The organism is Marinicrinis lubricantis (assembly GCF_042658665.1).
Classification (GTDB): Bacteria; Bacillota; Bacilli; order Paenibacillales; family KCTC-33676; genus Marinicrinis; species Marinicrinis lubricantis.
The window spans coordinates 1-25,201 of record NZ_JBHSQV010000009.1 but is presented as its reverse complement, the minus strand read 5'-3'; the positions used below and the strand labels follow the sequence as shown (position 1 = coordinate 25,201).

The following is a 25,201-nucleotide window of genomic DNA, read 5'->3' as shown; positions in this document are numbered from 1 at the left end:
TTCTTATTTTGTGCCAAAGCGAACGAGTAACTGGGAGAGCATCGTGCTAGTGTATGGCTGGCATTGCATATGGCAGTCTGAAGGGTTCGCTTGCCATACAAGAATTCCCTTTTACAGACGCCATTCACAATACGCTGTAGTTACATTGTAAGGGCTTACATAGAATCCGGTAAGGAGAGGAAAGCAACCAAAATGTTAAGAATTTTAACTTGCGTAGGAATACGTTATGTCGATTCCATTCACACGAATCCGTGTGTCCTGCTTGTTATCGATGTGTTCGCTGGGACCCAAAGAATTCAAAGGTACATATTCAAGGAAGAGTTTATACCGAGAGGAATGCAGCATGTTCATGCATACGGTGATGGGGTTTTCATACTACTGTTCATCAGAAGCTTCTTTATCCAGCCAGTTGTTTGGGCTTTCTAATAGAAGTCTGCGAAATTGTCTCGGCGACATTCCGCAGTGCTGCTTAAATATTTGTCCGAAATATCGGCCATCTTTGAATCCGACCTTTTCGGCAATCTCATATATTTTAATATCACGGTCGCGAATAAGCTCCATCGCCTTTCCGAGTCTAATCTGCAGCAGCCGATTCGAAAAGGTCTCACCGGTTTCCTTTTTGAAGAGACGGCTGAAATAGACCGGATTCAAATGCACTTGTTTGGCGACACGAGCAGCAGTCAGCTCCTCCGCATAATGTCCTTCCATCATGGCCACAGCCTTGGCGATCGTTTCACAGCAGCGAGATGCACTACCATCCGGTACGAGCCGCTCACGCAAGACGCCTGAGTACACTCTCAGTCTGCGCTCCAGCCTGCGCTGTGCCGCGCTCTTCTGCTGCTCCGCTTCAATGAGATTCCTCGCCTTTCGGCAGGCTGCCACCATTTCAACCGGACGAGATGGCTTGAGGAGAAAGGAAATTGCACCGATTTCTATGGCAGCAATCGCGTAGTCGATTTCCCTGCGGTCCGACAACAAAATAATTTTAGCGTTCGGCTTCATCTCTTTAATTTTTCGCGCAAGCTCAATGCCATCCATGTCCGGCATACGGATATCGGTCAGCACAATCTGCGGTGCCAAGCGCCGCACCATCCTCAGCGTATCCTTGCCGCTCCTGCTGGTGCCAATCGGCTTAAAGCCCTCGCGTTCCCAATCAATGGAAAGGAATCCTTCCCTGCTCAGCGGCTCGTCATCTGCGAGCAAAATCCCTAACATAACCATCCCTCCTTATTTGACAAGAGCGACTCCCTAATTTAAGCTGCTGCGCCGCTCTTTTTTTTGAGACGCATTCGAACTCTATCTATTTCATTATCGAAAAAAAACAGCAGGAACGATTCGAAACAACGCTTCCTTGGCTCTTGAAGCTGACGTATGCCTATTCCCCGTCCGATTCCAGTACCGCTCTGCCTGCCTTCAATGTGCGGATGATGGCTTCCGTATCATAGATACAGCCCTTCCATGTGCCTCCGCTGATTGCCTGCAAAGCAGCCCACAGTCTTGTGTCATCCGGCAAATCAGGATCCTCCATCAGATCAGAGTGGAGAGTCCGCCTCAATAGCTCCTGATGTCCTTCATCCGGCGTACCAGGCTGCTCACCGCTTCCCAGCATATTGATTTGTCCCTCCAATGCCGTTGGATCGATCCGTACCTCGATCCAATCGCCGTCTCTCAGCTTCCCGATTGGGCCGCCCGCGAGCGCTTCTGGACCGATATGCCCGATGCAGGCACCCGTCGATACGCCGGAGAATCTGGCGTCCGTCAGCAACGTGACACGATTGCCGAATGAGAGATGCTTCAGCGCTGAGGTTAGCTGATACGTTTCCTCCATGCCGGTCCCCGATGGCCCTCGCCCGATCAGTACCATCACATCTCCTGCCTTGATACCTCCGTTCTTAATAGCGTGAATGGCGCTGCGTTCGGTCGTAAACACTTTGGCCCGGCCCACATGGCAGTATACGCCATCCGCATCCAATACGGCAGGATCGATGGCTGCCGATTTGATGACTGCTCCTTCGGGCGCAATGTTGCCGCGCGGAAATGTCACCGTCGATTTCATGCCGGCCTGCCGCGCTTTAGACGGACTATAGATGACGGAATCCGGGTCTACCCCGTCCTTTTCCTTCAGAACCTGCCTCATGCGGCTGCGCCGTTCCGACGATTCCCACCAATCGAGCACCTCGCCAACTGACAAGCCGGAAACAGTAAGTGCCTTTTCCTCCAGCAGTCCGAGCTTGCGGAGATGCAGCATGACCTCGGGTACGCCGCCGGCCAGAAAGACGCGAACGGTTGGATGATGAACCGGCCCGTTCGGCAGCACGCTGACCAGCCGCGGAACTTGCTTGTTCACCGCCGTCCAATCGGCGGCGTCCGGTATCCGGACTCCCGCTGCATGAGCAATAGCGGGAATGTGCAGCAGCAGGTTCGTCGAGCCGCCGAATGCGGCATGCGCGGCCATGGCGTTGCGGATCGCCGCATCCGTTACGATCTGCTCGGCGGTCAGCCCGCTCTCCGCCATATGCAGGGCGGCTCTCGCCGACTGGCGCGCCATCTCGGCCCAGACCGCTTGGCCCGACGGGGCAAGTGCGGCGTGCGGCACCGTGAGGCCGAGCGCTTCGGCGACGACCTGCGCCGTTCCGGCCGTGCCGAGGAACTGGCAGCCGCCGCCGGGCGTGGCGCAGGCGCGGCAGCCAAGATCGGCGGCCTCCTCGAGCGAGAGCTCGCCGTGCGCGTACCTGGCGCCGATCGTCTGCACCTTGCCGGCGTCCTCGCCACGGGTCGGCGGCAGCGTAACGCCGCCGGGGACGACGACGACCGGCAGCTTGCGCATACCTGCCAGTGCGATCATCATCGCCGGCAGGCCCTTGTCGCACGTCGCCACGCCGATCACGGCCGAGCGCGTCGGCAGCGAGCGGATGAGCCGCCGCATGACCATGGCGGCGTCGTTGCGGTACGGCAGCGAGTCGAACATGCCTGCCGTCCCCTGCGAGCGTCCGTCGCACGGATCGCTGACATAACCGGCGAACGGGATGCCGCCCCAGCGATTCAGTTCTTCCGCTGCCTCCCGCATCAACAGGCCCACCTCCCAATGGCCGGTATGGTAGCCCAGCGCGATCGGGCTGCCATCCTCCCTTCGGATGCCGCCCTGCGTTCCTAAGATCAGCACCTGCTTTCCCAGCAGACGCGATGCGCTCCAGCCCATACCGACGTTTTGCGTCCAGCCGAACAAATCGCCGCTCGGTGCCTCTCGCAGCAGCTCTGGTGTTAACGGAAGCTGTCCCGCAGGGCCTGCCGCATGCGTATGAATTTCGTATATCGATTCGTCCTTCACACCTACAATCGCATCGAAGCGGATGGACATAACCTTCAACCCCCTTGCTCGAGATCATGGGTTCTATATTATAAAACTAAGTTTAATAATATAGACATAATTCTTACTGATCATTATGCAAAGACCGCGACAATGATTCCAGCATTAGAGAATATAATTAAAGCGCTTACATTTCCACTTTTTATTAATTTCCTTTTCATGTTATCAAAGAGGTTTCAATCACATCTAGTATAAAATGCACAGAACGATCAAATAAAGATAAATTGAATAATGTACATTCTTTTTGCCGATAACGATTACTAAAAAAACTTGATTTTATAAACTATTGAAAACGACGATCTCATAAGAGGAGACCTTTTGAAATAACCACTGCCGCCATCGCCCAACTAACCATCGTCTCGATTTCGATCATCGGGATCGTTTATTTTTTGTACATCAATTGGAAGAGGTATGGGTTATTATATGCCATTCGTATGATCGCTGCGATTGGTCAGTGCTATTTTTTCTTTTGTTGGTTTCTACAGCTTTCCAAACAAGCTGTTCCAAGACGGTTTTCTTATTCCATATCCCCTCCTCTTGACCCTGTTTCCTTTTATTGTTTTAGCTAGTGTTCTGATAAGCCTAACTCCGCTGCCCCATCGACGCTCTCTTTTTCGATCCGTATAATAAAAGCTGGAAGGGAGGATGGCGCCAGTGAAAGAAGACCGAAACTTGATGAATCATATCTTGGATTTTGCCGTAAAGGATGACAGAGTCCGTTTGGTCACGTTGGAGGGATCGCGCACAAACCGAAATGTCCCAGCAGATCCGTTCCAAGATTATGATATTTCCTTCTTTGTCACGGATATGGATTCTTTCAAGGAAAGCGACCGTTGGCTCGACCCGTTTGGTCCACGGTTGATGATGCAGAAGCCTGAGGATATGGAGCTTTTTCCGCCGGAATTAGGGAATGGGTTCTCCTATATCATCCTATTCGAGGATGGCCTTAAGCTGGACTTGACCCTCATCCCGTTAAGAGAGGTAGCGTCTTATTTTGCCGAGAGCGACGGTCTGTACCCCGATTGCACCGATTCCCCCTGCGAAAAATCCTGCAGCAAGCCCAAGCCTGCGCCCGTAATGCTCTGAAAGTCGTCCCACCAACAAAGCAGCCACAGCAGAACCTAAGGTGAACGAAGCAGCAGGAACACCTGCCAAGCTTTCTTCTCCCAACATTTCTTGTGCAAGAAGCGCACCGACTGTTACACCCGCAGCAAGTCCTGCACCTCCGAAAATTTGAGACAGGACGACGATAAACAGGGAACGCTTATACAGCTTCCTCTGCATATCATTAGAATCTATGTAATGACGGATTTCATTACTTTTCGTTTGGGGTTCATGCACCATCGCTTAGAACCACCTTTCTTTGGGTTATGAACTGAATTAAGCAAGTGACCTGCTTGAATGTTCTACGTAGCGTTTCCATTCGTTTACGCCTTCTTCTATATAAGATGCTTGGATCCCCTTACTCCTTAACATCTCTACAGCTTGCGCGGACGTGACACAATAGGGCCCTCTGCAATAAGCGACGATTTCTTTATTAGCCGGTAAAGACGAAAGGTGCTTCTCCAATTCTTCCATTGGTATAGAGACGGCTCCTTGTATATGGCCTGCGGCATATTCATGTTCTGGCCTCACATCCAATAATATTACTTCTCCACTGTCCATTTTTCTGAGGAGCTCTTCTAAAGCGATGGGCTCGATACTTACATGGTTTTGCAATAAATCGGATTTAAGCTTCTGCACCTCTACTAATTGCTTCTCACTGAGACGATGCAAGGACACCATGAAATCAGCCACAGCAAATTCAGCAATTTCGTAAATGACAAAGTTCCCTTGTCTATGTGAACGAACCAGTTTTGACTCATGCAGCGTTTGTAAATGTTGGGATACGTTCGCAACACTCATCTCTGTTATTTTCGCAAGCTGGTCCACGGATTTAGGTCCTTGAGTAAGTATGTCTAGCAATTCTAAGCGTTTCGGACTGGATAAACTCTTGCCAATGCGAGCAAACTCCTGATACAGCTGATCTCTCCATACTCGATCCATGCTCATCGTAACAACACCTCAACTATTCAATTAATCTATTGAATAGTTATACTGTAAAGACTCCTTCTTCACATGTCAAGACATATTCCATAAAAAAACAAGCGATGGAGTCGTCCATCGCGGTTCAACAATTGATTAAGCGTCCCTTCGGCTGAATGCCCCGCGAGTGACACGGCAAGAAAAGAAAGGCAATGCCCAGCATGACATACGTAATCTCCGCAGGACTGAACGATTGGAAAAGCCGCCTCGCAAGCACGTTGTACCCTGCCACGACCAGGCAAGACAAGAACAAGAGAACAATCCCCGTCATATTAGACCAATCGATGCGGCTGCCCTTCATGATAAAGATAAACAGGACTCCACTAACCGACAGACAAACGGATAGCTTTCGCAAGAGTGTCGTCGTTTCTTTCAAAAAAAGGAACGCCAGCAGTACCGTTAAAACAGGTGTAAAATGGCAGAATATCATCACTTCGGGGGCGTAGCGGGCATTGGAGATTTTGTCCAGAATGCCGTTTCCAAACCGCAAAGAGACCATTTTGATCGAGCAGCCGAGTTACGATATCTCGCTCTCAAAGAACTCATCCATCTCGATGATGAAATTGTTGTTCAACCAATTGATGTAAGAATCATTCAGCATGTGTGCAGACGCCCGTGATCCATCCTTTTTTCCAGTACGATGATCTGGTCGGCATGAATGAATGAATAACTGTCGATAACCTGTGCGGTAGCAAATGTAGTAAACGATTAAAGTAATCAATGTTTGAATAAATATACATTTGGACATATAATTATTCATATTATTGAAATGGTAAGGAGTGGAAAAATGAAATATAACATATTTGTGGATGGGCAAGAAGGTACCACCGGTTTAAAGATCCATGAATACCTATCTAAAATCCCTAACGTCGAAGTCATCAAAATTGAGTCGGAACGGCGAAAGGATCACGATGCTCGTCGAGCCATCATCCATGAAGCAGACCTCGTTTTCCTCTGTCTCCCCGACTCAGCTTCAAGAGAATCCGTATCGATGGTCAGGAATACAAGGACAAAAATCATCGATGCAAGTACTGCGTTTAGGACCAACCCGGAGTGGATATACGGATTGCCAGAATTACATAAAGATCAAAGAAACAGGATCCAACATTCATCTCGGGTTTCTGTTCCAGGATGCCACGCGACTGGTTATATTTTAGCTATACAACCGTTGGTCGCTGCAGGGATTATACCGAGGGATTACCCTGCGTCTTGCTATGCACTAACAGGATATAGTGGCGGTGGGAAGAAGCTTATAAACGAATATGAGAATTCCAATAAGGAACAGCTTCTCGCACCAAGACATTATGCACTTCATCTTCACCACAAGCATCTTCCGGAAATGCAGCTCTATTCAGGATTACACTCGGCACCTCTATTCACCCCCATCGTCGGAAACTATTATCAGGGGGATGCCGTAACCATTCCTCTTTTTCCTAGCATGTTTACCAAGCATGTAACGGCAAAAGATATTCAAGAAGTGCTTGCTGCATACTATCAAGATGAACGTTTTATTCGAGTGATGCCCTACGAATCTGAAGCCTATCTTGAAGACGGCTGCTTCAATCTCATGCAGTGCAATGATACCAACTTTTTGGATCTATTTGTTTTTGGTCATGAAGATCAAATATTGCTGATTTCCCGATTTGATAATCTCGGGAAAGGTGCATCAGGGGCAGCGATTCAAAATATGAACATCCTGCTCGGATTTGACGAGGGGTTAGGTCTAGAGTAAGCACAAACCAGTATCAGTAAGATAAACAATTAAGCTGGCATCAAGTTAATGGAATGCCTGACTGATTAGAACTGAATAACTTTGGAGAGAGGTTAGGAGAGATGAGAAAAATCTATATTATTCAACATTGTCAGTCAGAGCATCACATCAATAATATGTCAGGCGGGTGGACAGATGCACCGCTGACTGAATTAGGGAGAGAACAAACTGAACTTGTCGGATTAAAATAAAAAAAAGAAATTGATAGTCATGAGTACAGTTTGTACTCTTCAGATTTGATGCGAGCGAAGCAAACTGCGGAAATCATTGGGGAACATCATGGATTAAACATATTTGAAGAGAAGGACCTTAGAGAGATTAACACAGGAGTTGCAGCTGGAAAAACAAAGGAATGGGCAAAAGCAAATCGGAATCCTCGAATTGGAAATGGTTTTGACTTAGACTATCAAAAGTTTCAAAATGAGGAAACATGGAGGCAATTTTTTAATCGAGTATGTGATGGGATGAACCGAATTTATCATTCAGATCAAAATCATCTTTGATTGTTACTCATGGTGGCACATTAGGATATATAATTGCATGGTGGCTGAACTTTCAAGCAGAAATGTTGTCTAAAGCCTATTTCACTGCATCAGTCGGCAGTATTTCACTTTTACAAACAAACATGTTTCAACAACATACATCGCATATACTAAATGACACATCCCACCTTTCGGAATTGAAATAGGCAAAAACCCCATAAGTGAGAGGGCATGTTGCTGGACTATTCATAGAGCGAGAAAACCTAGGAGCACCAGGTTTTCTCGCATCATATGAAGCGCTCTTCAGAATGACACCCTACGATGTAACGATTTGCTCGACTAGCTTCCGATTCCGATTTTTGAAAATATCATTATGCGAGGAGACAATACCCGTCTCTCTGGAATCGGGCTCAATGAACCGTTTGGCCTTGTTCACGGCATTGACCGCATCTTGAAAAGCGCCCGCAATCAAATGAACCTTCCCCGGATAGCTGACGATATCTCCTGCTGCATACAAACCGGGCACAGATGTTTCGCTGTAAGCACTCCCTTCAACGAAGTACTCATTGGCCATCTTAATGTCTAAGTCACTTTCCTCCAGCAATTTCTTTTCACGGATATAACCATGGTTCACTACGACCTCATCGATCTGTAGAAGCTGAACCTCTCCCGTCATATTGTTTTTCAGTTCAACCTGTTGAATAACTTCTCGATTGGGAGCGGCAATCAATCTCGTCAATTCGGTATGGAATAGACATTCCACCGAGCTGTTCATCAGCTGCGACACTTGCGCCTCATGCGCATTCAACGCATCCTTGCGATACGTTAAGTACACTTTTTTCGCAATCGGTTCCAGTTCGTTCGCCCAGTCTACAGCGGTATGCCCTCCTCCTGAAATCACCACGACCTTATCTTTAAAACGCTTGAGCGATTTAATCGTATAGTTTAAATTCGCAACCTCAAACTTTTCCGCAATTTCTATTTCCAGTCTTTGCGGATTCAGTATTCCCCCGCCGATAGCAAGAATCACGGTCTTCGAATAATGCTCCACGCCGGATTCGGTGTGCAGGATGAACTGGCCTTCTTCATTTTTCGAGATGGAAGTCACCTTTTCATTTAACACAATCGTGGGGTCAAAGGTTAAAGCTTGCGCTGTCATCTGCTCGATGAGCTTCTCCCCGGAAATCGGCGTCAGCGCGCCAATGTCCCAAATCATTTTCTCGGGATACACATGAACTTTGCCTCCAAGACGATTCTGAACCTCGAGCACCTTGACCTTCATTTCTCGCAAGCCGCTGTAAAAAGCGGAGAACAGACCTGCTGGACCGCCGCCAATAATCGTCACATCATACAGCTCATTATTTTCCACCCTGCACACTCCCTTCTATTCTTTAAAGATGATCGAAGCTCGCCACCCTATTCCTAGGACGATTTATTGAAATAAGTCTGGATATATGTCTTTCGCCAGCAGCTCAATTCCATCAATCGAGTTATAGCCATAGCCAAACATGTAATTGTAATCCACTGCATAAATTTGCTTGTTCTTGATGGCTTTCATGCTGGACAGCTTTGGATTCCCATAGAGGCCTTCCTTCACCTTTTCTGCATTCTCAGGGTTTTTATCCGTCCACGTCGGAATAATGAGAATATCCGGATCGGTCTGAATGAGCGTTTCGAGCGGAATCTCTCCGGCTTCCTCTTTAAACACGTTATCTAACTTGATCATGTGGAAAACATCATTAAAGAAAGTTTCGCCGTGAGCGGAATAAATACTAATGGCTTCTGGATCGGTCGTATGTAAATAAGCGAACGTTTTATTTTCTTGAATGCTGGCTAGTTTAGACGCAATCGCCTCTTGTCTGCCCTTCAGCTCATTGATGAAGCTTTGCGCTTTGTCTTGAACGTTGAATATTTCACCTACATTCTCAATGTCTTGATAGATCGAATCGTAGGTTGCTCCAGGAATAGAGGATTCCAGGACGTACGTGTTAATTCCCATATCGTTCAATGTATCTACTGTACCTACTCCCCAATCCGCATTTTCGAATAAACCGCCTCGGCCGAAGACCAGATCAGGATCCGTCCCTAATGTAACCTCTTTTCCGACGTAGGCATCGCTTAAAATATTTAATTTCGCGTATTCCTCTTCAACGGATGGATCCGGCGCCCCAAAACTCGCACCGACGCCTGCAATTTTATCCTCCAACCCTAGATGCAATAACAATTCCGCTGCCGGTCGTGTATTGGCCATGACTCGTTGTGGAGCTTGATTGAATACTTGATCTTTCGGCTCCCAAGTGGAACCGCCCTCTGCTTTCGAGTAATTTCCTATCGTTAGCGGATAATGTGGATCCGTCTGTGTCCCTTCGGGCGCATTCGTTTCATTCGAGCCTCCGCAAGCCGTTAAGGCCAATATCGTGGCCAATCCTACTCCAAGTAATATGGTCTTTTTCATAGCGAATTCTCCTTGTTATATGGTGTAAGCAAAACCTAATCCATGTGTCACGGGGTTAATGTACGTTTGACATTTAATTTGATATAAAGCCTCGATCGTTTCCGGTGTTAATACCTCTTCCGGCGTGCCCTGCGCGTATACTTCACCTTCTTTGATCGCATACAAATAATCGCAATAATGCGCGGCCATCTCCAGATCGTGAAGGGCGGCAAGCACCCCGATCTGCAGCTCCTTCACGCAAGATATAATTTCAATCTGATACCGTATATCTAAGTGATTGGTCGGTTCATCTAAAATCATAAATCGGGGCTGCTGAGCAATCGTTCTCGCTAAGATCACCCTTTGCTTCTCCCCGCCGGACAGTGATAAGTATCCTCGATCCTTATAGTCCAGCAAGTTCGTCCGTCTTAATGCTTCCTCAACAATGTCTAAATCTTCTTGTTTGTCCGATTCTAGTAATTTTTTGTGCGGCGTTCTTCCTAACAGCACCATCTGATGCACGGTGAGATCGAAATTCATTTCATTAAATTGACTCACCACGCCGAGATGCTGTGATATTTTTTTCTGAGTTGTTTTTAATACGTTCATATCATCTAACAGGACCGTTCCTTGATGCGGCATGATGCTCTTATAAATACTTTTCAGTAAGGTCGATTTCCCGCATCCATTCGGCCCAATGAGCCCTACGAATTGACGTTTTTTTACGTGAACCGATATGTTTTTGACGATGTCCTTCTTACCGATCCTTGTTGCAACTTCCTTTACAACCAGCTCCATAGTTTACCCCCCGAAATTGTAGCCTTTTTTAACGATCATGTAGATGAAGACCGGCGAGCCAATAACGGATGTAATGATGCCAATGGGCAGCTCTACGTTATGTACTAACGTTCTGGATAAAATATCTGCCCATATTAAGAAGAGTCCGCCTAACAGTACCGATGCGATCGTCAATCGTTTATGATCCGATCCAAATATGGCTCTGCATATATGAGGGATGATCAGCCCGACAAAGCCAATCATGCCTGCATAAGCCACGAGCGTTCCCGTGATTAGAGCCGTGATGATCATATAGAACTTGCGGTAGGTACTTAGGCTGATTCCGAGTGTGATGGCCGATTCATCGCCTAACAACATCGTATTTAACACGCGATGCTGGAATAGAAGGATCAAGCAGCCCGCCAGAACAACAACCGCCATAATCGGAACCTTATCCCAACTCGATGAGGCCAAGCTTCCCATGGACCAGAAGGTCACCGTTTTAATCCCTTCCGCATCATTGGCAAAATAAATAATGAGGCTGGAAAAGGAACCGCATAGTGCACCTACGACTACTCCGGATAAAACAAGCTTTACCGATGTCGCTTTCCCGCCGATGCTGGATAATATAAGTACGGCAGCCGTCGTTATCATCGCACCGACAAAGGCTCCGAAGGCTACACCAAACTGCGCTAACATCGTGCCGCTTCCAAATCCTACAAGAATCGCAAAGGTTGCGCCTAAAGAAGCTCCAGATGAAATGCCCAGAATATATGGATCGGCAAGCGGATTCTGCACCGTCGCCTGCATGACGACGCCGCATAATGAAAGCCCCATTCCAATGAATAGCGCAAAAATAACGCGGGGCAATCTCACTTGAAGAATAATATTCGAATAGGCTTCGCTCTCGCCTACAGATCCCAAATGGCCGTTCGTGAGTGCATGCAATACGACTTCCATCGATTGGCTGAAAGGAATATGGACCTGCCCAATGGAAATGGAATAAACGGCTGAAAAAACAATGGCACATATAAACAAGAAAATCGTTGGATAATAGATCCTGCCCAGCTCTAAACGATGAACTGTCTTTAGATTCAATATTCCACCTCCGATGTAAGATTCAAAGCAAAGGCCCTTACTGATATTGATAATCGTTATCAATTAAGTCGACGGATACCATTTTATAGTAAGGTGGGATGAATTTCAATCATTATTTTTGTAAATATACGCCATTTTTGCGAAGATTCCATCGGGAAACGCGATTGCAGCTTGAAAGTAATTGAACTATAGTGAGTATCAAACAAATAGAAAATATGATGGAGAGGTGATTTCGGAGTACTTGGGAGGCTATAGCGATACTAGAGATTGAGAGTATGGAGGCGAATTTCACGGGATGAGAGCGATAAAATTACGTCCCTTCGTTCCTTCGGGTGCCGATTACCCGCTTGCGGTTCAGTTTTATGTAGACCTCGGATTTGAAATCATTTTCGCTAGTGAAGAATTAACGATATTCAAGACCAGCGAATTGGAATTTCATCTTCAAAACTATCATAACGTGGAATTGCAAAATAACTTCATGCTGGAATTATGTGTCCAGGACTTGGATACATGGTGGAAGCATATTCAAGACATCGGGGTTGCTGAAAAATACAACATCAAAGCTAATCCCCCGCAGCTACAGTCTTACGGTAAGCGCGCACTTCACCTCACCGATCCCGCCGGTGTTCTTTGGCACTTTACTGAATAGTGCAGACCCTATCATGTGACCGGTAAAAAAAAATCCTGCCTCCGTCTCCGTGAGACTTTGGCAGGATGACATCAACCGTCTGTATGACAACACATCAATCGATTTAATAGCTATATTGCTTCAACAAATGTACGAGCAGTGCTGTGCGCGGCACGATCGAATCAAGCTCCACGAATTCATCCACGGCGTGTGCTCCCGCACCGACTGCGCCTAGACCGTCCAGCGTCGGAACCTGCAGCGCTGCTGTGAAGTTGCCGTCGCTGGCGCCGCCGGTCGACGATTCCTGCAGCGTAAAGCCGAGCTCCCCTGCAATGCGCTGCGCATCCCGGAACAGCCCGCGGCTGACGGTCTGCTCCATCGGCGGGCGAACCATGCCGCCTTTTACATGCAGCTTCGTTCCGTCCAGCTTAGGCGCCAAATTCCGGATGAGCTGGCTTAAGCGCTCCGCTTCATCCATTCTTTCTACGCGAAGCTCAACCTCAATTCTTGCATTCGCGCTCACCACATTCATCGCAGTTCCGCCCGAAGCCATGCCGACGTTCAGCGTTGAACCCACCGAATAATCCGTCAGCCCTTGTAAATACAGGATTTGATGCGCCATTTCCTCAATCGCGCTGACGCCGCTGCTGTGATCGATGCCGGAATGAGCCGACACGCCTTCGATGTCGATAAAGAAACGGCCGACACCTTTGCGCGCCGTCTTCAGCATCCCGTCCTGCCCAAGCGAAGGCTCGAGCACGAACACCGCATCGCTTTTGGCGGCTTCCTCTTCGATCAAGCGTCTGGAAGAGGTACTCGCGATCTCTTCATCTGTGTTAATGAATAAGACGATATTCTTCTTCGGCTTTTCCTGGGAAATAATTGCGTGCATCGCGTACAATCCCTGCAGCAAACCGCATTTCATATCGAAGACACCCGGTCCATACAACCGCTTTCCATCGTTGCGAAACGGCCTGCGCGCCGCTTCCCCTTCAGGCCATACCGTGTCGAGATGCGTCAAGATTAAGATTTGACCATCCCCCTGCCCCAGATGGAGCTTCACCTGGTTGCCGAACTGCTCCTGAGTAAACGTCTCTACTTCGCCGCCGATCAACTCGTTAAAGCGCTGGATAACGAAAGGCATCGCTTGATCGATCAACACTTTATTGCGCGATGGCGTATCCATGTTCACCAGCTGCTCCAAATCGGAAAGCAGAGAATTCAGCTGGCTTTCGGCCCATTGCAAATAGTTGCTCATAAGCATCTCCTTCGGCGTACTTTGGTATAGGTCATATATTTTCCAAAATCGTACGATTCTTATCTCATCTTCTTCATATGGGCAAATTTCTAACTACAATTCGGTAAGACAGCATGTTTCCTTGACCTCGCCAGTACGAACTCAAGTGGCAGTTTTTCGCTATTCATCCATTCAAAAGAACGATCTTCGAGAATGAACCTATCATGCGTGAGCATACAACCATTCTCGAATTCCGTTCAACCGGGCGATCCGCTGCTGCGGACGACCTGCCGTTGCCAAGGCATGGGATGCACCTGGAAAGCGAATGAATTCCACATCTTTGCCTAACCGCCATAACGCCGTAAACCACTGCTCCGCTTGCTCAATCGGACAGCGGTGGTCCTGCTCGGCGTGAATGATCAGAACCGGTGTTTGTACTTTCGGCGCGTAACGAATTGGCGAACGCTCCATAATGTGCTCCTCATCCGTCCATAAATCCTTGCCGCCCAGCTGATGCGGATTGTTCTGAAAACCGATATCGCTGTTGCCGACTTTGCTGTACAGGTTGCAGATCGAGCGTTCCGTTACCGCTGCCTTGAATCGGTGATCATGCCCGACGATCCAGTTGACGAGATATCCGCCGTAGCTGCCGCCCAGAAGATAGAGCGGCTCCTCTTCATCGCGGCCTTCCTTCTCAAGCACCATTTCTAGAAATCCTAGCACATCGGTTACATCCTTGCCGCCCCACTGACCGATGATTTCACGTGCAAATGACTGACCGTATCCGCTGCTGCCGCGTGGATTGCAGAACACAACCCGGTATCCAAGGCTTACCCAGTACCAGAAGTCGTAATGGAACGCATGCCCGTAAGAGAGATGCGGCCCGCCATGAATCCAAAGCATCGTCCCCCGCCGATCTTTTGCGGAGCGGTCTCTGCTCGGCTGCATGGACCAGCCTTCCACCCGTAAGCCGTCCTCTGCTTCATAAATATAAGATTGAATATCTACAGGGGGAAGGTGCTTCAGGAATTCCGCATGATGATCGGTCAATTGATCTACTTGGATCTCTTCACCGTATGTCCAAACGGCACGATACAGCTCTCCCGGCTTGTCCATCGTATCGCCAACGAAAACGACAATGCATTGCTGCCCATCGCACTTCACTACATCGAAGGAAATCACGTTGTGCTCGATCGGCAGCTTCATCACTTTCGCATCGAGGTTGTCCGAATCTCTTGCTGCACCCGTTGCAGAATGCAGCTCCAGCACATACAGTGACTGCTTCCCTTCGTAAGTCGCGGCGTACACATATCGGGACCGATCTTCTGTAGCTGCTGCCACGCTGCTGAATCCCGTACGCTTACTGTCGCCGATCACGTGCGTCCCGATATGCACATCCGGCTGTCCGTTCAGCCATGTCGTGATTGACGTCACGCCATCCACATGAAACCATTTGTCATATTCCGTACTGCTGGAGATGTCTCTCTTCCCCGTTCCAATCACAGAGCCGTCCGGCAGTGGAAATAAGGACGAAATGAATTTTAACTCCGGATGAAGCACCTTTTCTTCGCCTGTCTTGAGCTTGTGCTCGTATATTAGCGGCTGCTTGTCCAGATCGCTGCCTTCCGGATAATCCGATGAATAATATAAACGAGTTGCATCCGCGGAAAACACAGGATTGCCGTGGTCCGTCTCCCTCGTCGTCAATTGCGCAACGTTCCCGCTCTCTACATCCAACAGGAAAATATGCGTATAACCGTTCGTCATGCCTTCGCCATCCAGCTTAAAGCGAATTCGCTTGACCTTATAGGCGACATTGTTTACATCGTTCACGCGGCTCACAAAAGCGATCTTGCTGCCGTCCGGACTCCAAACAAAGCCCTTAATTTTATATTTCTGCACGAGCGGTCTCACGGTATGTTGATCGGCTTCATACAGCCACAGCTCATCCTTGCCCTGTGCTTTGCGCATGAAGGCCAGCTTCTTCCCATCCGGAGACCAAGCCGGACTTTGATCGGCTGGCACTTCTTCCCTCTGCTCAGCGGATAACAGAGGCTTCTCGGTACCAGATATGGTATCGTAGACCACCAGCTCGCTCACGTACATATCTTTCTCAATCGACATCGCCGCTTTCGAAAGTACAACCTTATCTCTCTTCACAGGATGAACGGAAGGCGCTCCATGCAGTGTCAGCTTGCTTAGATCTGTCGGTTCCAACATATTACGCTCAGCTCCTTCTGCTATAAACTCGCTTCCTCTAATGGATCCAAATCAACTCTTTACTTCACCAGATGGCAAGCCACCCAATGCTCCGGCTCGGCTTCGCGCCAAACGGGTTCCTCCTGACGGCAGCGTTCCTCCGCCCATGGGCAACGAGTATGGAACCGGCAGCCCTTCGGCGGGTTCATCGGACTCGGCAGCTCGCCTCGGAGCGTGATCTTCTCCCGCTGGCGCTGCAGCTTCGGATTCGGCACCGGAATCGCGCTCATCAGCGCTTGCGTGTACGGATGAAGCGGCTTCTGGAACATATCCGCTTTATTGCCCAGCTCCACCATCTTGCCCAAATACATGACACCAACACGGTCGCTGACATGGCGCACGACCGATAAATCATGAGAGATGAATAAATACGTCAAATCCAATTCCTTCTGCAGCTGGCCGAACAAATTCACAATTTGCGACTGTACGGAAACGTCAAGAGCCGAGACCGGCTCGTCACATACAACAAACTTCGGTCTGAGGGCAATCGCTCTGGCAATGACAATCCGCTGCCTTTGGCCGCCTGAAAATTCGTGCGGATATTTATCCAAGCTGCCCTCCGGCAAACCGACAAGCTCCAGCAGATGCTTCACCTGCTGCGCTTCCTGTCCCGGATACAAGCCATGAATTTGGAAAGGCTCCGCAAGAATATCGCGTATTTTCATCCGAACATTGAGCGAAGAATACGGATCCTGAAATACGATCTGCATATCCTTTCTCAGCTGTCTCAGCTGCTCCCGATTCATTTCGCCGAGATCCTGTCCATCGAACGTTACACTGCCTTCCGTCGGCGGCTCTAAATACAGCACCGCACGGCCTGTCGTCGATTTGCCGCAGCCGCTTTCCCCTACGAGGCCCAGCGTTTCCCCAGCATACATGTGAAAGCTGACGCCATCCACGGCCTTGACCGCATTACGCTTGCCTGAACCAAAAAAGCCGCTTGTTTTGCCGTAATACTTTTTCAAATTTTCTACCACGACTAAAGGGGTGCTGCTATTTTGCTCGGTTTGGCTCATTTCATTTCCCCCTTCACCGGATTCCAGCATGCCACAGCATGACCATCTTCTCCCTGTACAAGCGGTGGCATCTGACTCTTACACTGCTCGGTCGCAAAGTCACAGCGGGGATGGAATGGACAGCCCTCCGGCATCGATTTCAAATCCGGCACGGAACCGCGAATGGTGTTCAGCTCTTCCTCGCTGTCGCTCGTAATATCTGGAATGCTATTTAATAATCCGACGGTATACGGATGAAGAGGCCGCTCCAGCAGCTCTTCTGCATTCGCCATTTCCATCACCCGTCCCGCATACATAACCGCTACCCGATCGGCAACATCGGCAATGACGCCCATATCGTGCGTAATGAGCAGAATCGACGTTTGAAACTTTTCCTTTATCTCTTTCAGCAGATCGAGAATTTGTGCCTGTATCGTCACATCTAGAGCCGTCGTCGGTTCATCCGCAATGATGACTTTCGGATCGCACGCGAGCGCCATCGCAATCATGATGCGCTGTCTCATCCCACCGGAAAGCTCAGATGGAAACTGCCTATACCTGAGCTCCGGCTCCGGAATCCCGACCGATTTTAGGAGCTGAATGACTTTTTCCTTCCGCTCTGACTTACTCGACTTTTTATGCAAAAACAGCAATTCTTCAATTTGCTTTCCTACGTGAATTAATGGATTGAGTGCCGTCATCGGCTCTTGGAAAACCATCGATACTTGATTGCCGCGAATTTTCCGCATTTCTTTCTCGGACAAGTCCTTGAGTGACATATCCTCAAGTGTGATGTTCCCCTCATCGAACTTGGCCTGCTCAGGCAGCAGCTTCATGACCGACAGCGCCGTCAAACTCTTGCCGCTGCCGCTCTCGCCGACAAGTCCCAATATTTCTCCCTTGCCCAATTCAAGCGATACACCCTGCAGGGCGGTTACCGAGCCTGCCGCCTGCTTGAAGGACAAGGTTAAGTTGTCGATTTTAAGCAGAGCCTTATCACCCTGAATTGCTGCATGACTCATGATGTCACCCCCCTAATGTCTCGTGAAAGTGATCCGCGTGATGCACTCGGTGGTATTCCGCGATTTCTCCGCAAGTCGCCCACCAAACCTCCGGATCGTTCTTCAGCTTGGTAAGAAGCTTCTCCAGCGCAATCAAACGGGAACCTCGTCCCGTAATCCAGCAGTGTGCGGTCAGCAGAAACAGTCCGCCGTACTTTTTGATGCCTTCAAATTCCTGCAGCCACATATCCGTCACAATATTTGGATTGGTTGGCGGAATGCTGGCCATCCCCCCGGTAAAACGGTAAAAAATCGCATCATCGAGGAGCCACTGTACTGGAATTTCCGGCATCCCGTCGATCCAATAAGGATGATCGTGTCCCATCAGGGAGCTGTCATACGGGATTAGATGACGGTGCAGCAAATCAAAGGTCGGCTTCGTCATCTCCCATGCGGGAGAGCGGTACCCCATCGTACGAGGGCCGATCACTTGTTCAATTGCCTGCTTGCCCTTCACAATGCTTTCTTCAATCTCTTCAATAGAAAGTCCATTCACATTTTCATGCAGGTATCCATGCAATCCAATTTCGTGTCCTTCCTTGTCAATTGCCTCAACGGCTTGCGGATATCGCTCTGCAATAATGCCCGGAATGAAGAAGCTCGCCCGAATGTCGAGACGCGACAGCATGTCCAGTATGCGGTAAATGCCCTCACGAGGGCCAAATGCACGCTGTTCCAATTCTCCTACCACGTCTGTAGGCTGGTTCCGAGTACGCCACAGAAAAGGAGATTCTCCGTCAAAATCAACAGAAAACGCTGCCGCGCAGCGTTTTCCATCCGGCCATCGATATACGGAATTCATCATTCAAATCCCTGCTTTCCCTTCAGTTTCGACTGGCTTTTTATACGTGCCTGCCGCAAGGCCGCCATCCACGGAAAGCGTTGCGCCAGTGATGAACGAAGCCTGCTCGGAGCATAGGAACAATATCGCCTGGGGCGCATCCTTCGGTCCAGAAGTACGTCCAAGCGGAATTTTAGAAATCATCGTTTGGACGTATTCGTCCGTTAGCGCATTCACTTCGCTGCCCGGTGCGAACCCGGGCACGACTGCGTTGACGCGAATGTTGTGCGGGGCAAGCTCCAAAGCAAATGCTCTGGTCAACATCGACAAGGCTGCCTTTCCCGTCGAGTAATGCCCGCCGCCGATTTGTGTATTGTTCGCGGCACCAGAACTGATGTTGATGATGCTTCCCTGCTTTCCGTCCTGTATCATCTGCTTCGCCAGCTGCTGGGTCAGCAGGAAAGGAGCCGTCACGTTCACTCCGAGCGACTGGGTCCAATCCGGAACCGTCATATCCATCAGTTTTTGCCTTTTATAAATTCCTGCGTTATTAATGACGATATCTGCAGAAGACCATGTCGTCTCAATGAGACGTACGAGGTCATATACACTTTCCTCACGGCTCAAGTCCGTCGTATGAAGCAGCAGCTGTGCCTCCTTTAATTTGGGGCTCGCAGCAAGCTTCTGCAATTCTGCTTCGCGAATATCAGATAAGCACAACGACGCACCCGCTTCTGCGAAGGCTTCTGCAATCCACGTACCGAATATCCCGGCAGCGCCTGTAATCAACACTTTTTTACCGACAAATTGTTCTCCAAAATGCATCATGATCACCTCGCTGCTTATCTCTTCTGATTTTTCGGATCGAGTCTGTCTCTTACATAATCACCGATGGTATTAATCGAAAGCACGACGAGGAAAATAGCAATTCCCGGGAATGTCGCGATCCACCAAGCGGTATTTACGTAGTTTTGTCCTGTCGAAAGCATCGAGCCCCAGCTCGGATCCGGTGGCTGTACGCCTAGCCCAATAAAGGACAAGGAAGCCTCGAACATAATCATCAGACCGAATTCCAACGTTGCAACGACGACGAGCGGAGGAATCAGCTCCGGTAAAATATGCTTCATCAGCAATCTTCTCGGACGCGCACCGAGTGCAGCCGACGCTTTTACAAAATCTCGATTCACCGTCGATAAGGTTGCGCTGTATGCAACCCGTGCATAGCGCGGCCAACGGACAATCCCCAGCACGATAATAAGATTCATCAAATTCGGTCCGAGTACAGCAACGGTTAGAATGGCCAGCAGCAGGAACGGAATCGAGAGCAAAATATCGGCGAGACGCATAATGACCGTACCGATAATCCCCCGATAATAACCTGCCAACATGCCGAGCAGTCCGCCGATCACGCCGGACAGTAATACCGCAGAGACGCCAACGAGCAGCGATACCTTCGCTCCATGAATCACACGGCTGAATATGTCTCTGCCCAACTCATCCGTCCCCCACATATATGCGGAACCATGGGAATCCGTAAAGCCCGGCGGCTGCAGACGAATGGACAGCTCTGTCAACACGGGATCATGCTTTGCAAACAACCCAGGAGCGACCGAAACGATCACAAAAACGAATAAAATGACAAGAAAAGGGATGAGTACGATCCCTTTTTTCGCCTTGTTCGGAAATTTGAATTTTTGAAATAGAGACGAGGAGGCAGCCTTTGGATCGGTTGATGGTATGTTACTCATGACGCGTCTCTCCTCAGCTTAATTCTTGGATCGACCCAAGCGTAGATCGAATCCGTAATCAAATTCACTACAATATAGAACGCTGCCCCTAACAAGACAACCGCCTGTATTAATGGAAAATCTCTGGCCTGAATCGATTGAATCGTTAACTGCCCCAGTCCCGGCCAGGCAAAAATCGTTTCCGTTATAACGGATCCGCCCAGAAGATTCGCGAATTCCAATCCGAGCACCGTAATGATCGGAATACAGGAATTTCGCAGCAAATGCCTGAACAATAGACGAGGCGTACCGACGCCTTTCGAACGGGCGGTACGTACATAATCCTGTCCAAGCTGCTCCAAAATGCTGGAACGGGTCATTCTCGCTACAGTTGCGATGGATAAGGAAGCCAGCGTTATGGCCGGCAGTATGAGAGATTGCAATCCATCCGCTCCCGACGACGGAAGCCACCGCAGTTGGACGGACACAAGCATAATGAGCAGGATCCCTGTCCAAAAAGCCGGCATGCTTTGGCCGATCAAAATGATCGGCATGCATACCTTCTCCACCCATGTTCCTTTATAAATCGCTGTCAGCATCCCTATCGGAATCCCGATCACGACCGTTAAAATAAATGCGGACACAGCCAAATCAATCGTATACGGCAGCCGCTCCATAATAATGTCTATGACCGGTAAATTTTGAATATAGGATCGGCCTAAGTCACCTGTGAAGATTTGACCCAAATAATCAATGTATTGTACTCCCAGCGGCTGATCTAGACCGAGCGCCTCTCTTAATCTCTCGATATCTTCAGCTGTTGCGTTTTGAGGAGCCATCAGCAGTACAGGATCTCCAGTAAGGCGCAGAATGAAAAACACGATCGTCGCTACGCCAATTAATGAAACTAGAGCTTGTACAATCCGCTGTCCGAAATACAGCACAGGTATCCCTTCTCTCTATCTTCTTTCAATAAAACTACGACCGTCTATTCTGCCCATTTCATATCTCTAACGAAGAAGTTCTCCTGTGCATCCGGCTTCCATTCTAGATTTTTGCTCGCCCCGTATAAAGCATAGACTTGATATAAACCTACGCCCGGCGCATCTTCTTGGAGAATATGGAACGCCTTGCTGTAGTTTTCCAAGCGAACCGCTTCATCGGTTGTCGCGCGAGCCGCATCTACCGCAGCGTCAAATTCCGGATTGGAATATGCGCTCCAGACCGTATCCGTATGGAAGAGCGGCAGGATCGTACCGTCCGCATCCATGCAGGAGCAGGACCAGATGCCGTAACGAAGACTTCCCCATTTGCGTGCAGGATCTTGAAGCTTTTGCAGGAATGTTGGGTGGTCATTCAAATTAATATTCACGGTAATGCCCACCTTCGCCAAATCCCCTTGAATCGCTTGAACGACACGCTGATCAAAGTTCGGAGATGTCGCGAATTCCAGTGTCATTCCATCCTCGTAACCTGCTTCTTTCAGTAATGCTTTCGCCTTTTCAGGATCATAATGATAACCTTCTACTGTCTCGTCATATCCAAAGGACAGCGGTGTAAGCACTTGGGTAATCGGCTCGCCGAAGCCATGCAGTAGATTTTCAATGATAGAATCATAGTTGATCGCGTAAGCAATCGCTTGGTTCACTCTGGAATCCTTCGTCGGTGTATCATCGATCATGTTAAACGCAAGGAAACCAATACGCTCCGTTGGCGTCGAAAGAACCTGCAGCTTGCTGTCTCCCTCAATGGTATCTACAACGTCCGGGTTAATACCGGTCACAATATCCGCTTTACCGGATTGCAGATCGGCTACGCGGCTAGCTGCATTCGCTACAAAACGGAATTCCACCTCTGTAATGGATGGGGCACCGTTCCAATAATCTGCGTTCGCAGTCAATGTCACTTGCGTCCCTTTGCTCCAGCTGCCGAATTGATAAGCTCCGCTGCCAACAGGCTCTAGATTAAACTTTTCGTTTCCTACCTCAGTCACATAATCTTTCGGGACGACGCTTAGATTAACAAGCTGTGTTAAGAGTGTAGGACTTGGCGAAACGGTCGTAATTTGGAGATTGCTGCCGTCTGCCTTCACCGACTCAATAATATTCAGGTTCACCCGCTGGGCACTCTTGAATTCTGGATCTAAAATACGTTCAATACTGAATGCAACGTCATCGGCGGTTAACTCTTCACCGTTATGGAATGTAACGCCTTCGCGAATTTTAAAATTCCATACCGTTTCCGATTCTTGTTCCCAGGATTCTGCAATCCAAGGAGAAATTTCTCCGGTGTCCGGATCGCGGCGAAGCAGGTTATCGAAAATATTCCGATATACGGCGTAGCTGTCAAAGTTGTATTGAAGTCCTGGATCCAGGTTCGCAGGTTCATTCGTCAGATCCACGACAAGCGTGCGACCTTCAGTCTGCTCTCCCTGTGCTTCATTTTGCGTTTCATTGTTGTCATTTTGGCTGGCAACGCTGCAGCCTGTTAAAGCAATGACTAAGGCCAAGCTGAATAATAGAGTGATGTTTTTGAACAATTTCATGTGGATGCCTCCCTGGATGGTATATGTAATAAAATAATAGCTTACGAAGAGTAAGTTGCAACAATAAAATAACTTCAAAAAATTTCAATTTTCGACAAAATCTAGATAAAAAAATAACTCGCCGCTTATAATATTATTCACACCAAAATAATCGGATTACTTCAGCAATGTGATAAATTTAGCACGAGAATACGCCCCAGTCAAGGCATTTTGGGAATTTAATATTGGACTAGAATGGTTTACTAGGGATCCGATGGATGATTCATCCAATCCAATATAAATATGTCATTATAGGATTATAGGCCCAGTGAGTTACAGCGGATTGTCCCCCTCGTTCGGCAGCTATCTTCATTAGTTAACTAGCTTGAATGAATCGATTTTCGAAGCCATTTTCATATGCACGGCAATGATCTGTTCCAGCCGACGAACCTTTTCCTTCAGTTCCATATTTTGCGGCTCTTCCTTTCGTTTTATAGACATGGCGAAATACTGCGGCACTTCCCACACACTCCTGGCGGCGGTGCTGATACAGTAACCGTAACGAACATTGTTTTCGTCACCTTTCCAGCCCATCTCATCCAAGCCTTGCAGATAGGCCGAATACAGGGAATCCTGATATTCCTCGAACTGATCGGCTGCTATGATGCCCAGACTCATCTGGACGCCGAACAGCTTTCCAAGATCTTCCCCGATCCCGGAAAGACTCATAAACTGCCAATCGATGAGCGCTAGCCGCTCCATATCCCGCTCCCCTTTAACAAGCAGCATGTTCATCTGACTCAGATCTTGATGCGCCAAAACTCGGGGCAGTCGTGCCAGCGATTCGATGTAAGAATCAACCTTCCTATTCCACTGCTGAAACCAATTCCAAATTCGTTGTTCATTGTCCGTATTTAGCTGATCTGCAAACCCATCCAGATGCGGGGCATACATGCGGCTTGCAGAAACCCATGACCTCAACCAGGATCTGCAAATCCACTCTTGATCCGGCAATCTATTCTTTCCCGTGAGATACGCACCGTTGAACCGTCCCAGCTGCCTCGCGATGAAAGAAAATTGTTCGATTGTACGCGGGTATTCGCCCTCTACAAGCTCCATCCAGATCCACACCGTGCCATCCTGCTGTTCTTCCACCAAATAGCATTTTGCCGTATGAATCGAATCAGGAAGCTTTTGCAATAACCCCGACTCCAAAACCAGCGCTTCGCGCCTCCAATAATTGTGATGTTGTACATGGTCTTTCTCGGTGCTGTCCGGTTTAATGATTTTGAGGATCATCGTCCACGGCTCGCGATGATTCCGAACATTTGCTATTCCGTGTAAGTAATAAATTCCGCTAGTTGTGAAATTTGGTGTTGCATAACCGACATCCTCACAGTTTACTGATATCAGCTCTACATCTGGCTCCTGAAAGATCCTTTGAACACAAGCATGGAGCTGATTGATTTTATCCTCGATTGGGATGTTCGTTCTATTACAAATTGTAATTATAGTTTCCATTCCAACACTCTCTCTTATCCTCTTACTTGAATTTCATGGAATGCATCCGCTATATCTATATTTTGCTGTACCAGCTGTTTTTTTACGGACAAGTTACCTCCATCATCGCAATCAAAATCTCATCTCCTTGCTACCACCAAAATTTGTAACTATTTGGGCTGTGCACTTGAACTTCTATTTCAAAAAGGTATTACTATGAGATTCTACTTCAAATGTATATCCTACCAATATTTCCGTAATTAAATCGTACGATAACCGATACATTATTTATCATAAAATTAAACAGTACGACCAGCACATGATTATTTTATTTAACTTCAAAAGAATAGGTAGCGTCAAGAAATTTGTGTAAATAGAAAAACCATTTCTTGTAGATGCCGTTGTTTAGTCGGTGGTTGTGAACATTGCTAGAAGTTCAGCGCGTGCCTGGTCAAAGCCGGTATGGCAACGAGTT

General features: G+C 48.3%; 21 protein-coding genes and 3 pseudogenes. 5 read left to right on the top strand and 19 right to left on the bottom strand.

Going from position 1 to position 25,201, the window contains the following annotated elements; translation table 11 throughout:
• Positions 1-375: 375 nt before the first annotated feature.
• Both ACFPXP_RS01510 and ACFPXP_RS01505 read right to left on the bottom strand, forming a co-directional pair.
• Positions 376-1,215: a response regulator transcription factor gene (locus ACFPXP_RS01510; RefSeq protein ID WP_379891697.1), complete on the bottom strand. Its 840-nt coding sequence runs from the start codon at positions 1,213-1,215 to the stop codon at positions 376-378.
• A 160-nt stretch (positions 1,216-1,375) separates the two neighbouring features.
• Positions 1,376-3,358 (bottom strand): YjhG/YagF family D-xylonate dehydratase, encoded by a 1,983-nt coding sequence (locus ACFPXP_RS01505; protein ID WP_379891695.1) that lies wholly within the window; start codon positions 3,356-3,358, stop codon positions 1,376-1,378.
• A gap of 654 nt (positions 3,359-4,012) precedes the next feature.
• Here ACFPXP_RS01505 and ACFPXP_RS01500 point away from each other — a divergent pair.
• A pseudogene (locus ACFPXP_RS01500) lies at positions 4,013-4,381 on the top strand (aminoglycoside 6-adenylyltransferase); the annotation flags it as partial.
• On the opposite strand, the pseudogene ACFPXP_RS01495 reads toward ACFPXP_RS01500, so the two are convergent.
• From ACFPXP_RS01495 to ACFPXP_RS01485, 3 genes and pseudogenes are all read right to left on the bottom strand, one after another.
• Positions 4,367-4,711: pseudogene (locus ACFPXP_RS01495) on the bottom strand (MFS transporter); the annotation flags it as partial. The pseudogenes ACFPXP_RS01500 and ACFPXP_RS01495 sit on opposite strands and share 15 nt — an antisense overlap.
• Before the next feature lie 36 nt (positions 4,712-4,747).
• A complete protein-coding gene (locus tag ACFPXP_RS01490) occupies positions 4,748-5,419 on the bottom strand; it encodes an ArsR/SmtB family transcription factor (RefSeq protein ID WP_379891693.1) in 672 nt (223 codons plus the stop codon).
• Positions 5,420-5,537: 118 nt separating this feature from the next.
• Positions 5,538-5,882 (bottom strand): hypothetical protein, encoded by a 345-nt coding sequence (locus tag ACFPXP_RS01485; protein ID WP_379891723.1) that lies wholly within the window; start codon positions 5,880-5,882, stop codon positions 5,538-5,540.
• A gap of 357 nt (positions 5,883-6,239) precedes the next feature.
• Between ACFPXP_RS01485 and argC the strand changes: the two genes are divergently transcribed.
• Positions 6,240-7,184: an N-acetyl-gamma-glutamyl-phosphate reductase gene (gene argC / locus ACFPXP_RS01480; protein ID WP_379891691.1), complete on the top strand. Its 945-nt coding sequence runs from the start codon at positions 6,240-6,242 to the stop codon at positions 7,182-7,184.
• 101 nt (positions 7,185-7,285) lie between these two features.
• Positions 7,286-7,726 (top strand): annotated as a pseudogene (locus ACFPXP_RS01475) (histidine phosphatase family protein).
• A gap of 295 nt (positions 7,727-8,021) precedes the next feature.
• Here ACFPXP_RS01475 and ACFPXP_RS01470 read toward each other — a convergent pair.
• The 4 genes from ACFPXP_RS01470 to ACFPXP_RS01455 all read right to left on the bottom strand — a co-directional run bounded on the left by ACFPXP_RS01470 (position 8,022) and on the right by ACFPXP_RS01455 (position 12,014).
• Entirely contained in the window at positions 8,022-9,074 is a 1,053-nt protein-coding gene (locus ACFPXP_RS01470; RefSeq protein WP_379891689.1) for an NAD(P)/FAD-dependent oxidoreductase, read from the bottom strand.
• A gap of 63 nt (positions 9,075-9,137) precedes the next feature.
• Positions 9,138-10,160, bottom strand: a complete 1,023-nt coding sequence (locus ACFPXP_RS01465; RefSeq protein WP_379891687.1) for an ABC transporter substrate-binding protein — start codon at positions 10,158-10,160, stop codon at positions 9,138-9,140.
• 15 nt (positions 10,161-10,175) lie between these two features.
• Positions 10,176-10,937, bottom strand: a complete 762-nt coding sequence (locus ACFPXP_RS01460) for an ABC transporter ATP-binding protein (protein ID WP_379891685.1) — start codon at positions 10,935-10,937, stop codon at positions 10,176-10,178.
• A 3-nt stretch (positions 10,938-10,940) separates the two neighbouring features.
• The gene (locus tag ACFPXP_RS01455) at positions 10,941-12,014 is read right to left on the bottom strand and encodes a FecCD family ABC transporter permease (protein ID WP_379891683.1); all 1,074 of its coding nucleotides are present in this window, start codon (positions 12,012-12,014) and stop codon (positions 10,941-10,943) included.
• A 295-nt stretch (positions 12,015-12,309) separates the two neighbouring features.
• Here ACFPXP_RS01455 and ACFPXP_RS01450 point away from each other — a divergent pair, with 295 nt between their 5' ends.
• Positions 12,310-12,663 carry a VOC family protein gene (locus tag ACFPXP_RS01450; protein WP_379891681.1) on the top strand — a complete coding sequence of 118 codons (354 nt, stop codon included), beginning with the start codon at positions 12,310-12,312 and terminating at the stop codon, positions 12,661-12,663.
• A 103-nt stretch (positions 12,664-12,766) separates the two neighbouring features.
• Here ACFPXP_RS01450 and ACFPXP_RS01445 read toward each other — a convergent pair whose 3' ends face one another.
• Positions 12,767-13,900 carry a M20 family metallopeptidase gene (locus tag ACFPXP_RS01445; RefSeq protein WP_379891679.1) on the bottom strand — a complete coding sequence of 378 codons (1,134 nt, stop codon included), beginning with the start codon at positions 13,898-13,900 and terminating at the stop codon, positions 12,767-12,769.
• A gap of 201 nt (positions 13,901-14,101) precedes the next feature.
• Complete coding sequence (locus tag ACFPXP_RS01440) at positions 14,102-14,782, bottom strand: alpha/beta hydrolase family protein (protein WP_379891721.1); 681 nt, start codon at positions 14,780-14,782, stop codon at positions 14,102-14,104.
• A gap of 1,115 nt (positions 14,783-15,897) precedes the next feature.
• Here ACFPXP_RS01440 and ACFPXP_RS01435 point away from each other — a divergent pair.
• Positions 15,898-16,125 (top strand): hypothetical protein, encoded by a 228-nt coding sequence (locus ACFPXP_RS01435; protein ID WP_379891719.1) that lies wholly within the window; start codon positions 15,898-15,900, stop codon positions 16,123-16,125.
• Between the two features lie 33 nt (positions 16,126-16,158).
• Here the strand turns inward: ACFPXP_RS01435 and ACFPXP_RS01430 are convergent, their stop codons facing one another.
• The 8 genes from ACFPXP_RS01430 to ACFPXP_RS01395 all read right to left on the bottom strand — a co-directional run bounded on the left by ACFPXP_RS01430 (position 16,159) and on the right by ACFPXP_RS01395 (position 24,747).
• Positions 16,159-17,154 (bottom strand): ABC transporter ATP-binding protein, encoded by a 996-nt coding sequence (locus ACFPXP_RS01430; RefSeq protein WP_379891677.1) that lies wholly within the window; start codon positions 17,152-17,154, stop codon positions 16,159-16,161.
• Positions 17,151-18,155, bottom strand: coding sequence for an ABC transporter ATP-binding protein (locus ACFPXP_RS01425; RefSeq protein ID WP_379891675.1), 1,005 nt, complete (start codon positions 18,153-18,155; stop codon positions 17,151-17,153). Before ACFPXP_RS01425 ends, ACFPXP_RS01430 begins: the two co-directional genes overlap by 4 nt.
• A 4-nt stretch (positions 18,156-18,159) precedes the next feature.
• Positions 18,160-18,999, bottom strand: a complete 840-nt coding sequence (locus tag ACFPXP_RS01420; protein WP_379891673.1) for a polysaccharide deacetylase family protein — start codon at positions 18,997-18,999, stop codon at positions 18,160-18,162.
• On the bottom strand, positions 19,000-19,803 hold the full coding sequence (locus ACFPXP_RS01415) for an SDR family NAD(P)-dependent oxidoreductase (RefSeq protein WP_379891671.1): 804 nt from the start codon (positions 19,801-19,803) through the stop codon (positions 19,000-19,002). It abuts the gene before it with no gap.
• A 14-nt stretch (positions 19,804-19,817) separates the two neighbouring features.
• A complete protein-coding gene (locus ACFPXP_RS01410; RefSeq protein WP_379891670.1) occupies positions 19,818-20,723 on the bottom strand; it encodes an ABC transporter permease in 906 nt (301 codons plus the stop codon).
• Complete coding sequence (locus ACFPXP_RS01405; protein WP_379891669.1) at positions 20,720-21,646, bottom strand: ABC transporter permease; 927 nt, start codon at positions 21,644-21,646, stop codon at positions 20,720-20,722. The genes ACFPXP_RS01410 and ACFPXP_RS01405 overlap by 4 nt, the downstream gene beginning before the upstream one ends.
• 44 nt (positions 21,647-21,690) lie before the next feature.
• Entirely contained in the window at positions 21,691-23,247 is a 1,557-nt protein-coding gene (locus ACFPXP_RS01400) for an ABC transporter substrate-binding protein (protein WP_379891667.1), read from the bottom strand.
• 351 nt (positions 23,248-23,598) lie between these two features.
• Positions 23,599-24,747, bottom strand: a complete 1,149-nt coding sequence (locus tag ACFPXP_RS01395; RefSeq protein WP_379891665.1) for a phosphotransferase — start codon at positions 24,745-24,747, stop codon at positions 23,599-23,601.
• Between the last annotated feature and the right edge of the window lie 454 nt (positions 24,748-25,201).